Below are 13,281 nucleotides of genomic sequence, written 5' to 3'. Positions count from 1 at the left end.
CCGCGGGCCGGGCCACCGCCGCGGTCAGGGGGTGAAGGTGACGGGCAGCCGGGCGGGCGCGGTGCCGGTCGGCGGGACCTGAAGGCTCTTCAGGGCGAACTGCATGACCTCCTTGTGGACGGGGCCGCAGATCTGGCCGCCGAAGTAGCTGCCCTTGGTGGCGTTCTGGATCGCGCAGTAGACGGTGATCCGGGGCTTGTCGACGGGGGCGAACCCGGCGAACGACGAGGTGTAGCCGCGGTACTTGCCGGAGACCGGGTCGACGCGGTTGGCGGTGCCGGTCTTGCCCGCGACCCGGTAGCCGGGGATACGGGCTTTGCTGCCGGTGCCCGCCTCGTCGTCCACGACCGACTCCAGCATCCGGGACAGGGTCCGCGCGGTCCGGTCGCTGACGACCCGGGTCTCCTTCGGCTTCGGCGCGGGGGTGAACCGGTCGTCAGGGCCGCGGGAGCCGCGGACCAGGGTGGGCTCGACCCGTACCCCGCCGTTGGCGATGGTCGAGTAGACGGAGGCCGCCTGCATCGCGTTGATGGAGACGCCCTGCCCGAAGGGGATCGTGTACTGCTGCGAGGTGGACCATTTGCCGGGCCGCGCGAGGATGCCGGGGGTCTCCCCGGGGAACCCGAGCCCGGTGGGGCTGCCGATGCCGAACTTGCGCAGGTACGAGTGCAGGACGCGGTTGGCCTCGGGCTGGGTCCTCCCCAGCTGGCCGGTGGCGAGGATGGTGCCGATGTTGCTGGACTTGGCGAGGACGCCGTTCAGCGTGAGGTACCAGGTGGGGTGGTCGATGTCGTCCTGGAACAGCCGGTCCCCGCGGTGCAGCCGGTTGGGGACGGTGACCTTGGTCGACGGGGTCGCCGCGTTCTCCTCCAGGACGGCGGCCATCGACATGACCTTGGCGGTGGACCCGGGCTCGAAGGCGTCCTGGAGCGCGGCGTTGCCGAGCGAGGCGGAGCCCGCGCGGGAGAGGTCGCCGGGGTCGAAGCCGGGGGCGTTGGCCATCGCGAGGATCTCGCCGGTGCGGGTGTCCTGCACTATGACGTAACCGCGGTCGGCCTTGGACTTCTTGACCTGCTCCGCGATGGCGTTCTGCGCCGCCCACTGGATGTCCCGGTCGATGGTCAGCTCGATGTCGGAGCCGGGCAGGGCGGGTGTCTCGGTGCCGCCGGCGGTCGGCACCTGACGGCCGCCCGCCTGGGCGTAGGTGACCTCGCCGTCGCGGCCCGCGAGCCGCTTGTCCAGTTGCTGCTCGATGCCGCCGCCGCCCTTGCCGTCGGCGTTGACCCAGCCGAGGAGTCCGGCGGCGAGGTCGCCGTTGGGGTAGACGCGTTTGCTGGTGGGTTCCTGGAAGACGCCCCCGAGGATGTTGACGGCGTCCTTGTCACCCGCCAGCCGGTCGGCCCCGGCCTTGTCGCCGAGGGTGGTCCGCAGGTCCTTGATCTGGTTCCACACCTGCGGGGTCTGACGGCGTGCCAGCACCACGTACCGCGTCTCGGGGGTGCTGAGCTTGCGGGTCAGCTCGGCGGTGTCCTGGTCGAGGATCGGGGCGAGAAGGGCAGCGGCCTGCGCGGGCGCGTCGGGGAGCTTGGTCTCGTCCGGGGTGAACATCATCGGGTCGGCGGTGATGTCGTACGCGTCGACGCTGGTGGCGAGGGCGATCCCGGAGCGGTCGGTGATACCGCCGCGGTCGGCGGCCACCACCCGGGTCAGATAGCGGTTGGCCTCGGCCTTGGCGGAGTACTCGCCTGCGTCGACGGCCTGCACCTGGAGCAGCCGGACCACGAACGCGAGCATGACCAGGGTCATCGCCACGCTGATCATCCGCAGCCGGGGCCTCGGGCTGCCGAGCCGCAGCGGCTTGGGGCCGTGGGGTGGCCGGGCGGAGCGCCGGCCCACCCCGGGCCGCGCGGACCCGGGGCGGCGGGGCGGCCGGACGGCGGAGCCGCCGGTCCCGGAGCGGCGGGCGGGACGGCCGACCCGGACGGCGCGGTCACCGCGGTCGGACCGCCCGGACCGGTCGGCGCGGCCCTGGTCGGCGCGGTCGGCGCGGTCGGCGCGGTCGGCGCGGTCCTGCCGCTCGTCCCGGTCCCGGTCGGTGGGCTCGCCGCGGCCGGTACGGCCGCCGCTCCGGTCCGTGCGGTCCGTGCGGTCGGGTCGTTCGGCGCGGTCGGGGCGCGGGCCGCGGTCCCGGGGGTCGCTGTGGGAGAGGCGGTCGGCGCGGTCCTGGCGGTCGGCGCGCGGGGCGCGGTCCGGGTCGTGCGAGAGGCGGTCGGCGCGGTCCTGGCGGTCGGCGCGCGGGGCGCGGTCCGGGTCGTGCGAGAGGCGTTCACCGCGGTCCGCGCGCGGACGGCGGTCCGGGCGGGCGGGGCGTGGCACCCGGCGCTTGGGGGGTTCCCTGTCGGTCACGGCGTCACCTGCCGGAGGTAGGTCGGTGCGGGGGCTGCGGGCGGGTTCTGCGGGGCGGCGGCCCGGGGGTCGGCGCCGGACACCGTCCCGGTGGCCCCCGCGCCGGACGGGGTGCCCGACGGGCTGCCGGACGGGGACGGCCCCGGGGTACCGGCGGACGGGCTCCCGCCGGGGCCGGCGGACGGGGTGGGGGACGCGGTGGGTGAGGCGCCGGGGGACGGCGCGGCGGCGGACGGGGACGGCGGTGCGGTGGTGGGCGCCGGGGGCGCGGCGAGCCCCGGGCGCGGGGTCGCGGGGGCGCTCAGCGCGGTGGGCGAGGCGGCGCCGGGGACGCCCCGTACGGTGCCGTCCGGGTCGAGGAAGGCGGGGTCGCCGCCGGGGACCATGCCGAGCTCCCGGGCCCGGCGCTGGAGGGCGTCCGGCGCGGCGTGGGCGTCCACGTCCCGCTGGAGGGCCTGTTCCTCATCGGTCAGCTCGGTGGTCTCCAGCTTCAGCTCACGCAGCCGGAAGGAGCCCTCGTTCAGGGACGAGTTCAGCATCAGCAGGGTGATCAGTCCGCCGCCGAGCAGCAGCACCATCAGCAGGACGAAGGGGGTGCGGGCCGCCCGGCTCGGTCCGGCGGGCAGCAGCCGCGCCAGCCGCGCGGCCCGGCCGCGCAGCTTCGGTCCCTGGCTCATGTGTCCCTCCCGGTGCGGCTCATGTGTCCCTCCCGGTGCGCGCCGGCGGTCCGCCCGCCCGGTCCGTCGTCCGGGGTCGGCGCGTCATCCCGCCTCGTCCGCGCGGACGCGTTCGACGCCGCGCAGCCGCGCGGGCGCGGCCCGGCGGTTCTCGGCGATCTCCTCCTCGGTGGGCAGCTCGGCGCCCCGCGTGAGCAGTCGCAGCCGCGGCTGGTAGCGCTCCGGGACGACGGGCAGCCCGGGGGGCGCGGTGTTCGCGGCGCCCGCCGCGAACACCTGCTTGACCAGGCGGTCCTCCAGCGAGTGGTACGACAGCACGGCGATCCGGCCGCCGACGGCGAGGGACGCGACCGCGGCCGGGACGGCCCGCTCCAGCACCGACAGCTCGCCGTTGACCTCGATCCGCAGTGCCTGGAAGGTGCGCTTGGCGGGGTTGCCGCCGGTGCGCTTGACGGCCTGCGGCAGCGCGGCGCGGATCAGCTCGACGAGCCGGGCGCTGTTGGTGAAGGGTTCCCTCGCGCGTTCGCGGACCACGGCGGAGACGATCCGCTTGGCCTGCTTCTCCTCGCCGTAGGCGCGCAGCACCCGGACGAGTTCGCCCGGCGGATAGGTGTTGAGAACCTCCGCCGCGCTGATCCCGGTCGTCTGGTCCATCCGCATGTCGAGCGGCGCGTCCTGGGCGTACGCGAAGCCGCGGTCCGCCTCGTCGAGCTGCATGGACGAGACACCGAGGTCGAACAGCACGCCCGTGGCCGCGGGGATCCCGAGCCGGTCGAGGACGTCGGGCAGCTCGTCGTACACGGCGTGCACCAGGGTGGCCCGGTCGCCGAAGCGGGCCAGGCGCTCCCCGGACAGCCGCAGGGCCTCCTTGTCGCGGTCGAGGCCGATGAGCCGGACGCCGGGGAAGCGGGTGAGCAGCGCCTCGCTGTGGCCGCCGAGACCGAGGGTGCAGTCGACGACGACCGGGGGCGTGGCGCCGGACGGTTCCAGGGCCGGGGCCAGCAGGTCCAGACAGCGCCGCAGCATCACGGGGACGTGCCGGGTGCCGGGGGGCGGTGGCCCGTCCTCGGCGGCGGGGGGCGGGTCGCCGTCCGGGTGCGGGGGCCGCTCCCGGGTGGCCTGGTCGGGATCGGGGATGTCCCCTTCGCGCCCGTGCATGTGCCCTCTCAAGGATCCGGGCGCGGCGCACGTACCGCCAGGGCCCCGCCCGCTCGTGAAGGGTGGACCACCGGCGCCGTCCCGGTCACCGGGGGCGCCGGCCGACCGGAGCGGGAGGAGGCCGAGCCGTACGTGGCGCTTCGCGCGCGCGGGGAGATCGTGCGGATCTCCGGTGACTGCCAGTCCAGCGGGGAGGGCTCGCGGCCTCCCGCTTCGCGTCACTTTAGTCCACGGTGTCGCCCGGTCAATCAACGCGCCTGCGCGTCGGGGGCATGGTTCGCACAAAGCCGCGAAACCGCCGGAGCCACCCGTTCGGCGGTGCCGGGTTCACGCTTGTGGGTTACCTCACAACAAGCCTCATTGACGTTCTTTGTCCCCTCTCCTGCCCTGCTGGGCGGCCCCGCGCGCACTACCGTCGGTGTCATGACGACTTCCGCTCCCCTCCCGTCAGGCACCGAAGCCGCCATGAGTGCCGGTTCCACCGTCACCGACCGGCTCGTCGGCGCGAACAGCAGGTACGCGGCCGCCTTCTCCGATCCGGGGATGGACGCCCGTCCCGTTCTCAAGGTCGCCGTCGTGGCGTGCATGGACGCCCGTCTCGACCTGCACGCCGCGCTCGGTCTGGAACTGGGCGACTGCCACACCATCCGCAACGCGGGGGGTGTGGTCACCGACGACGTGATCCGTTCCCTCACCATCAGCCAGCGCGCGCTGGGCACCCGCAGCGTGGTCCTGATCCATCACACCGGCTGCGGTCTGGAGAGCCTCACCGAGGACTTCCGCCACGAGCTGGAGATGGAGGTCGGCCAGCGTCCCGCGTGGGCGGTGGAGGCCTTCCGGGATGTCGAGCAGGACGTCCGGCAGTCGATGCAGCGGGTGCGGACCTCGCCGTTCCTGGTGGAGACCGGGGATGTGCGCGGCTTCGTCTTCGACGTCCGTACCGGTCTGCTGCGGGAGATCGACCCGGCGTGAGCCGCCCGGCGGGCGGCCCCTTCCGGTACGGAGCCGGGGCCGTCCGCCGCCTCCCACCCCGCGGGCACCCCCCTCATGGCCCCTCCCCCCACCCCCCTTCCGGGTGCCTGACCGGCGGTCCCGGTGCCCCGCCGACCCGACCACGTGCCACGACACCGCCCCGGACGGCCTAGGCTGGGGCGCTCCGGTGCACCACGAAGCCGGTCACCCGGCGGCCAGTTGTCCACAGCCGAGTGACACGAACCGGTCACGGCGACAACAATGCGCGTACATGGCACCGCGCTGAACGCCCGCCGAGTGGTGCCCGTGTTCCGGGGTGGGCCGGGCCGCAGCAACGCGCGCCGGTCCGGAAGTTGGGGAATGCCCGGCTCCGCGAGGGGCCAGGGGAAGGGCCGAGGAGGGCCGGGTGACGACCTATGACGATCGAGCGAGCCTCACAGATCTGACCACCACAGCGGAGCAGGTCCGCAGGTCGGTGGAGGGTGTGATCGAGGGCAAGCCGGAGGTCGTACGGCTTTCGCTGACCGTGCTCCTCGCCGAGGGGCACCTGCTGATCGAAGATGTACCGGGCGTGGGGAAGACCATGCTCGCCAAGGCACTGGCGCGGTCCATCGACTGCTCGGTGCGCCGTATCCAGTTCACACCCGATCTGCTGCCCTCGGACATCACCGGGGTGTCCATCTGGGATCAGCAGCAGCGGGACTTCGAGTTCAAACCGGGCGCGATCTTCGCGCAGATCGTGATCGGCGACGAGATCAACCGGGCCTCGCCGAAGACCCAGTCCGCCCTCCTGGAGTCCATGGAGGAGCGGCAGGTCACCATCGACGGCAACAGCTACGAACTGCCCAGCCCGTTCATGGTGGTGGCGACGCAGAACCCGGTCGAGATGGAGGGCACCTATCCGCTGCCCGAGGCGCAGCGCGACCGCTTCATGGCCCGGGTGTCGATCGGCTACCCGAGCGCGGACGCCGAGTTGGAGATGCTCGGGGTGCACGGCGGTGCCTCACCGCTCGACGACCTCCAGCCGGTGACGCACGCCGCCGACATCGTCAAGCTGATCGACGCGGTCCGCTCGGTCCATGTCGCGGACACCGTCCGCCGCTATGTGGTGGACCTGGTCTCCGCGACCCGCAGCCATCCCGATCTGCGGCTCGGGGCGTCGCCGCGCGCGTCGCTGCATCTGCTGCGCGCCTCGAAGGCCGCCGCCGCGCTCGCGGGCCGCGAGTACGCCCTGCCGGACGACGTGCAGGCGCTCGCCGCCCCGGTGCTCGCGCACCGGCTGCTGCCGACGGCCCAGGCCCAGCTGAACCGCCGGACGGCCGAGCAGGTCGTCCAGGACATCATCCAGCGCACCCCGGTCCCGGTCGCGCAGCCGCACGCCAACGGGCATCCCGGGCATGCCGCGACCTTCGGGGAGCGTCCGCCCGGCGTACGGAGGCTGTGATGACGGTCCCCGGTGATCCGTCCGGTCCGTATCCGGAGGACGGCCGGGGCGGCGTGCGCACCGCCCTCGCCGGGCTCACCACCCGCGGCCGGTCCTTCCTCGCCGCGGGGGTGGCCGCCGCGGTGTGCGCCTATGTGCTCGGGCAGAGCGATCTGCTGCGGGTGGGGCTGCTGCTGGCGGTGCTGCCACTGGTGTGCGCGCTGGTGCTGTACCGCACGCGTTACCGGGTGGCGGGCAGCCGCAGGCTCTCCCCCGGGCGGGTCCCGGCGGGGTCGGAGGCGCGGGTCCATCTGCGGGTGGAGAACGTGTCGCGGATGCCCACCGGCCTGCTGATGCTCCAGGACCGGGTGCCCTACGTCCTCGGTCCGCGGCCCCGTTTCGTCCTCGACCGGGTCGAGGCGGGCGGGCGCCGCGAGGTGTCGTACCGGGTCCGTTCCGATCTGCGCGGACGGTACCCGCTGGGGCCGCTCCAGCTGCGGCTGAACGACCCGTTCGGGATGTGCGAACTCACCCGGTCCTTCGCCACGTACGACACCCTCACCGTCGTCCCGCGGGTCGAGCCGCTGCCCGCGGTGCGGCTCAGCGGTTCGTCGACGGGGCACGGCGACGGGCGGCAGCGCTCGCTCGCCCTCGCCGGTGAGGACGACCTGATCCCGCGCGGGTACCGCTACGGCGACGATCTGCGCCGGGTGCACTGGCGTTCCACCGCCCGCTACGGCGAGCTGATGGTGCGCCGCGAGGAGCAGCCGCAGCGCGCCCGCTGCACGGTGCTCCTGGACACCCGGTACATCGCCTACGACGGTTCCGGGCCCGACTCGGCGTTCGAGTGGGCCGTCTCCGGCACCGCGTCCGCGCTGGTGCACATGATCGAACGGGGATTCTCGGTACGGCTGCTGACGGACACCGGGACCTCGGTGCCCGGTGAGGGGTCCGACGGGTTCACCGGCGCCGGTCATGACTCGGCGGACACCTCAGGACTGATGCTGGACACCCTGGCCGTCGTCGAGCACTCCGACAGCGAGGGCCTGTCCCGCGCGTACGACGCGCTGCAAGGCGGCGGCGAGGGGCTGCTGGTGGCGTTCCTCGGCGACATGGACGAGGAACAGGCCGTGGCCGTCGCCCGGATGCGGCAGCGCAGCGGGGTGGCCGTGGCCTTCGTGCTGGACAGCGACCAGTGGGGCCGGGGCGCGGGCGCCGAACCCGGCAGGCACTGCCGGGAACGGCTGAGGATGCTGGGCGAGGCCGGTTGGACGGCTGTCGCCGTGGCACCCGGATCGAGTGTCACGGACATGTGGCGCCAGGCGGACCGCGAGCGCGTCGGCACCGGGCTCACGGGGGGAACGGGGGGTTGGTCATGAGCGGCCGTACTCGACTGGCGCTGTGCGCCGCGCTCGCCACACTGCTGGCGGCGACCTCGCTGGTCCCGCTGATGGAGACGCCCACCTGGCTGGTCCAGGCGGCCGTGCTGATCGGCTGCCAGACGGCCGTCGGCATCGTCGCCCGGCGGGTCCCGACGCCCCGGCCGGTGACCGTCCTCGCGCAGCTCGCGACGTCGGTGCTGCTGCTGACCGCGCTGTTCGTCGGTGACCGGGCCGTCGCGGGGTTCCTGCCCGGCCCCGACACCGTCACCGCGTTCGCGGAGCTGGTCCGCACGGGCGGCGACGACATCGGCCGGTACGCGATACCGGCGCCGCTGACGGACGGCGTCCGGCTGGTGCTGATCAGCGGGGTCCTGCTGATCGGGCTGGCGGTGGACGTCCTCGCGGTGACCTGCCGCAGCGCGGCCCCGGCGGGGCTGCCGCTGCTCGCGCTGTACTCGGTGGCCGCGGGAATCGGCGGCGGCGAGGCCGGCTGGGTGTGGTTCCTGCTGGCGGCGGCCGGCTATCTGCTGCTCCTGCTCGCCGAGGGCCGCGACCGGCTCTCGCAGTGGGGCCGGGTCTTCGGCGGACCGCCGTCCACCCGGGGCCGGGTGCTCGGCGGGCTGGAGAGCGGCGGCGGGTCCGCCCGCCCGGTGCGCACCGGCCGCCGGATCGGCGCGCTCACGCTCGGGATCGCCCTGGTCGTCCCGCTGGCGCTGCCCGCGCTGGACGGGGGCCTGCTGGGCGAGACGGGACGCGGCAGGGGCACGGGCGACGCGGAGGGCGGCACGATCTCCGCCGTCAATCCGCTGGTGTCGCTCCAGAACAGCCTCAACCAGCCCGAGGACAGGGAGGTGATGCGGTACACCACGAACACCCCCGACACCCAGGAGATGTATCTGCGGATCGTCGCCCTGGACTCCTTCGACGGCAGCGCGTGGAAGCCCTCGGTCCGGGACATCGGCGATGTCCCGTCGACGTTCCCCGATCCCGCCGGGCTCAGCCCCGAGGTCAAGCGTTCCGAGGTCACCACCCGGATCGAGGCGGCCGGCTGGTACGCGCAGGACTGGCTGCCGATGCCGTTCCCGGCGAGCGGGGTCGAGATCGACGGCCGCTGGCGGTACGAGCCGGTGGGCCGGACCCTGGTCGGTGACCACGGGCAGACCACCAAGGGCGCGGACTACCAGGTCAGAAGCCTGATAGTGCAGCCGACGGCGGCCCAGCTCGCCGGGGCTCCGGCGCCGCCGCCCGAGTTCAAGCAGGAGTTCACCCGGATACCGGGTTCGCTGCCGGACGTGGTCGAGGAGACGGCCCGGCGAGTGACCGTGGGCGCCTCGAACGACTACGAGCGGGCCGTGAAGCTCCAGGACTGGTTCGCGGTGGACGGCGGCTTCACGTACGACACGGAGGTGGCCGCGGGCAGCGGGAGTGCCGCGATCGCGCGTTTCCTCCAGCAGAAGCAGGGCTTCTGTGTGCACTTCTCGTTCTCGATGGCGGCGATGGCCCGCACGCTGGGCATCCCGGCGCGGGTCGCGGTCGGCTTCACCCCGGGGACCCCGCAGTCCGACGGGAAGATGTCGGTGGGGCTCAGGGACGCGCACGCGTGGCCCGAGCTCTACTTCGAGGGCGCGGGCTGGACCCGGTTCGAGCCGACGCCCGCGCGCGGTTCGACTCCGGACTACACCCAGCCGGACACCCCCGCGGGCTCGCCCAGCACCCCGGCGGGGACGCCCTCGGAGACCGCGTCGAGCGCGCCGTCGGCCGCGCCGTCGGCCTCCGAGAGCTGCTCGGTCGAGCAGAAGCGGCTGGACGGCGGCTGCGGGACGGCGGCGCCGGCGGTGACCGCCGGTTCGTCGGGCGGTGGCCCGCCGGTCGGCACCATCCTGCTGATCACGCTGGGGGTGGTGGCCGCGCTCACGGTGCCGTTCCTGCCGATGCTGTGGCGGCTGCGGAAGCGGGCCGTGCGGCTCGGCGCCTCGGGCGGCCGGACCGACTCGGACGCGGCGACACGGGTCCTCCTGGTGTGGCGGGAACTCCTGGACACCGCGTGGGACCACGGGATCGCCCCGGACGCCTCCGAGACACCCCGTACGACGGCGGCCCGGATCGCGCGGGTCGCCCGGCTGGACACGGGGGCCGCGGAGTCCCTGCGGAAGGTCGCGGAGGCGGTGGAGCAGGTGCTGTACGCGCCCGCCCCCCGGGCGGCCGCGGGCCTCGCCGACGAGGTACGCGCGGTACGGGGTGCCCTGCGGGCGTCCATGGGGCGCTGGGCCGGGCTGCGGGCCCTGCTGGCGCCCCGGTCGGCGGTACGGGTGGTGTGGGCCCTGTCGGACCGCTGGCAGGCCCTGCGGGGCCGCGCGGGCGACGGCTTGGCCCGGCTCCGCGCACGGTTCCCCGTCCGGGGCGGCGCGGAAGCACCCTGACCGGCCCGGACCGGTTCCCCCGGACCCCCGCGCCATGATTCGCTCCCCCGGTTCGCGGACCCGACGGCCCGCGGACCGGGGGTTCGTGGATTCCGGGGTCCGGGCGGTGCCGAGGTCCCGAGGGTCCGGGGGTGCCGGGTTGCGTGCGGGTGGCCTTCGCCCGCCGCCCCTGGGTCCGTCCACCTGGGCGTACGTGTCCCCGTACAGGCCGGACGGGGGTGCGCAGTTCCCCGCGCCCCTAGGTCCGTCCACCTGGGCGTACGTGTCCCTGCGCGGGCCGGACGGGGGTGCGCAGTTCCTCGCGCCCCTGAGTACGTCCACCTGAACGTACGTGTCCCCGTGCGGGCCGGACGGGGGTGCGCAGTTCCCCGCGCCCCTGGGTACGTCCACGTGGGCGTACGTGTCCCCGTGCGGGCCGTTCGGGGGTGCGCAGTTCCCCGCGCCCCTGGGTCCGTCCACCTGGGCGTACGTGTCCCCGTGCGGGCCGGACGGGGGTGCGCAGTTCCCCGCGCCCCTGGGTCCGTCCACCTGGGCGTACGTGTCCCCGTGCGGGCCGGACGGGGGTGCGCAGTTCCCCGCGCCCCTAGGTCCGTCCGGCCGGGCGTACATGTCCCGGTGCGGGCCGGACGGGGGTGCGCGGTTCCTCGCGCCCCTGGGTTGTCGCCCTGGGTGTGGGCGGGTCGCTGTCCGCACCCGGCGGGCTACGGAGGATACGCGTCCCGAAGGGGCGCGGGGAACTGCGCACCCACCGAGTACCCGCACAGGAACACGTAGGCCCGGCCGAACGCCCCCGGCGAGACCGCCCGCACCCGAAAGGCCCGGGCCGGAAGTGCGCCCGAAGGGGCGCGGGGAACTGCGCGGAACCACCGGGTACCCGCACAGGAACAAGTGGGCTCAGCACAGGAAACCCAGGGGCACGGGGAACCGCGCACCCACGGACGACCTGTACAGGGACAAGACGCGGATGGCCGGGACCACCCAGGGCATCGCCGGGCGTACGGGCAACAGGGCACGTGAGAGACCCCCAGGTCGAGGACCTGGGGGCGGGAAGCGGAAAGTGCGCGGAGGCCGTCCCGCCAGGGACATCCTCCGGTGGCCGGACCGCCGAGAGGCGGGCGCCCTAGCGGGAGCCGTCCTGCTCGTCGCGGCGGCGCTGCCACCGCTGCTCGATGCGGTCCATCACGGACCGCCGCTGGCGCCCTTGCTGTCGCGCCGCAGGCTGACCCGCCGCCTGCTGCTCACCTGGTTTCGGCGCTTTACGCCATCCGGTCACGGCGAGCACCGCGCACCCCAGCATGACGAGGAAGCCCACCACGCTGATCCAGATCTGCTGGGCGACCATACCGGCCATGAGGAGCGCGATACCCACCAGAAAGCCTGCGACCGCCTGATACACCCGTCGCCGGGTGTACGTACGCAGCCCGCTTCCCTCAAGCGCTGTCGCGAACTTGGGATCTTCGGCGTACAGCGCTCGCTCCATTTGCTCGAGCATTCGCTGCTCGTGCTCCGAGAGCGGCACGGAGTCCTCCTCATCGTGCAGTCGCCGGGGCGACCGGGGGGTTCCCTTCAGGATAGGCAGGGAATCGCCCCCGTGAAACCCGCCCCTCTACGCCAATTCGCCAGTCAGAACCCGTCATGGCGCTCCGGCCCGCTGAGGCGTCCATTCCCCGGCGACCCGTCCGTCATGCCGGACCGTCTCCCCCGATCATACGGCGAGTGGCGCCCGATCGGGTGGCGTGTGGCGTACTCCATGTGCCACTGCGGACCTGATCAGCGGCGTTTGACCATGGTCCGTCAGGGTTACGCGGCATCCTGCCGGGTGCCCAGCACGTGCAACTGGGTCGCCACCGAGTGGAACGCCGGCTGCTCGGCGGCGGCGGCCTCCAGCTTCAGAAGGGCCTCCAGGGCGCCGGGCTCGGTGTCCACGAGGACCCCGGGCACCAGGTCCGCGAAGATCCGCACCCCGTGCACGGCGTCCACCCGCAGACCGGCGGCGGTGACCAGCCCGGTGAGCTGGTCGGCGGTGAAGCGCCGGGGCACCGGGTCGGAGTCGCCCCAGCGGCCGGCCGGGTCACCGAGGGCGCGCCGGGCCTCGGTGAAGTGACCGGCGAGGGCACGGGCGAGGACGGCGCCGCCGAGACCCGCGGCGAGCAGGCTGAGGACCCCGGAGGGGCGCAGCGCGCCGATGGCGTTGCGGACGCCCACGGCGGGGTCGTCGACGTACTCCAGGACGCCGTGGCACAGGACCACGTCGAAGCTGTCGCGCTCGGCGACGTCGAAGAGGCCGTGTGCGTCGCCTTGGACGCCCTTGACCCGGTCCTCGACGCCCGCTTCGGCGGCGCGGCGCTCCAGGGCGAACAGGGCGTCGGGGCTGGGGTCGACCACGGTGACCCGGTGGCCGAGGTGGGCGGCGGGCACGGCGAAGTTGCCGCTGCCGCCGCCCGTGTCGAGGACGTCGAGCACGTCGCGTCCCGTGGTCTTGACCCGCTGGTCGAGGGCGTCCTTCAGCACGTCCCAGACCACGGCGGTTCGGAGGGAAGCGCGGGGGCGCATCGGGTCCGACACTGCAACTGACTCCTCGGCACGGCACCGCCCGTCCTGCGGCGGTAGCGATCGGGTGGGCCTCCCGGGCGGATGGGCTCGGGGCCGTGCCGACCGGTGAGGCTTCAGGTCCGCCCCACCCTATTGCCTCGTGGACATTGCCTCCCCTATCGCCTTGTGAACACCGTCTTTCGTCCCGCCCGCGGTGCCGGGCGGTCCGGGTCGGCCGGCGCCGGCCGTCGGGGGCTGACGGTGGTCGTGGTGTCCGTCCCCGGCGGTGGACCGCGGCGGCCGGTCGCGTG

9 protein-coding genes are annotated in these 13,281 nt (G+C 74.3%); 4 read left to right on the top strand and 5 right to left on the bottom strand.

Annotation, left to right across the window (positions count from 1 at the left end; translation table 11 throughout):
* Positions 1 to 24: 24 nt before the first annotated feature.
* The 3 genes from OG711_RS29275 to rsmH form a co-directional block, all read right to left on the bottom strand.
* On the bottom strand, positions 25 to 2,406 hold the full coding sequence (locus tag OG711_RS29275) for a peptidoglycan D,D-transpeptidase FtsI family protein (protein WP_405674167.1): 2,382 nt from the start codon (positions 2,404 to 2,406) through the stop codon (positions 25 to 27).
* Positions 2,403 to 3,083, bottom strand: a complete 681-nt coding sequence (locus OG711_RS29270) for a hypothetical protein (RefSeq protein WP_073791121.1) — start codon at positions 3,081 to 3,083, stop codon at positions 2,403 to 2,405. Before OG711_RS29270 ends, OG711_RS29275 begins: the two co-directional genes overlap by 4 nt.
* A gap of 84 nt (positions 3,084 to 3,167) precedes the next feature.
* Positions 3,168 to 4,112 carry a 16S rRNA (cytosine(1402)-N(4))-methyltransferase RsmH gene (gene rsmH / locus OG711_RS29265; protein ID WP_385923146.1) on the bottom strand — a complete coding sequence of 315 codons (945 nt, stop codon included), beginning with the start codon at positions 4,110 to 4,112 and terminating at the stop codon, positions 3,168 to 3,170.
* A gap of 552 nt (positions 4,113 to 4,664) precedes the next feature.
* Between rsmH and OG711_RS29260 the strand changes: the two genes are divergently transcribed.
* From OG711_RS29260 to OG711_RS29245, 4 genes are all read left to right on the top strand, one after another.
* Entirely contained in the window at positions 4,665 to 5,213 is a 549-nt protein-coding gene (locus tag OG711_RS29260; protein WP_073791123.1) for a beta-class carbonic anhydrase, read from the top strand.
* A 406-nt stretch (positions 5,214 to 5,619) separates the two neighbouring features.
* Positions 5,620 to 6,657, top strand: coding sequence for an AAA family ATPase (locus OG711_RS29255; protein WP_073791126.1), 1,038 nt, complete (start codon positions 5,620 to 5,622; stop codon positions 6,655 to 6,657).
* Positions 6,657 to 8,015: a DUF58 domain-containing protein gene (locus tag OG711_RS29250; RefSeq protein ID WP_266514291.1), complete on the top strand. Its 1,359-nt coding sequence runs from the start codon at positions 6,657 to 6,659 to the stop codon at positions 8,013 to 8,015. The genes OG711_RS29255 and OG711_RS29250 overlap by 1 nt, the downstream gene beginning before the upstream one ends.
* Positions 8,012 to 10,438 carry a transglutaminase TgpA family protein gene (locus OG711_RS29245; protein WP_329561469.1) on the top strand — a complete coding sequence of 809 codons (2,427 nt, stop codon included), beginning with the start codon at positions 8,012 to 8,014 and terminating at the stop codon, positions 10,436 to 10,438. Before OG711_RS29250 ends, OG711_RS29245 begins: the two co-directional genes overlap by 4 nt.
* Before the next feature lie 1,120 nt (positions 10,439 to 11,558).
* Here the strand turns inward: OG711_RS29245 and OG711_RS29240 are convergent.
* Positions 11,559 to 11,957 (bottom strand): DUF3040 domain-containing protein, encoded by a 399-nt coding sequence (locus OG711_RS29240; protein WP_073791135.1) that lies wholly within the window; start codon positions 11,955 to 11,957, stop codon positions 11,559 to 11,561.
* A gap of 281 nt (positions 11,958 to 12,238) precedes the next feature.
* Complete coding sequence (locus OG711_RS29235; protein WP_073791138.1) at positions 12,239 to 13,003, bottom strand: class I SAM-dependent methyltransferase; 765 nt, start codon at positions 13,001 to 13,003, stop codon at positions 12,239 to 12,241.
* Positions 13,004 to 13,281 lie beyond the last annotated feature (278 nt).

The sequence above is a fragment of the Streptomyces uncialis genome, assembly GCF_036250755.1.
In the GTDB taxonomy this organism is placed as follows: domain Bacteria; phylum Actinomycetota; class Actinomycetes; order Streptomycetales; family Streptomycetaceae; genus Streptomyces; species Streptomyces uncialis.
The sequence above is the reverse complement of the archived record's forward strand: the minus strand, read 5'-3'. Positions and strand labels throughout refer to the sequence as shown.

Coding starts and splice junctions, on each gene's coding strand:
- OG711_RS29245 (WP_329561469.1), top strand. CDS start 8,012: ATGAGCGGCCGTACTCGACTGGCGCTGTGCGCCGCGCTCGCCACACTG.
- OG711_RS29250 (WP_266514291.1), top strand. CDS start 6,657: ATGACGGTCCCCGGTGATCCGTCCGGTCCGTATCCGGAGGACGGCCGG.
- OG711_RS29270 (WP_073791121.1), bottom strand. CDS start 3,083: ATGAGCCAGGGACCGAAGCTGCGCGGCCGGGCCGCGCGGCTGGCGCGG.
- OG711_RS29260 (WP_073791123.1), top strand. CDS start 4,665: ATGACGACTTCCGCTCCCCTCCCGTCAGGCACCGAAGCCGCCATGAGT.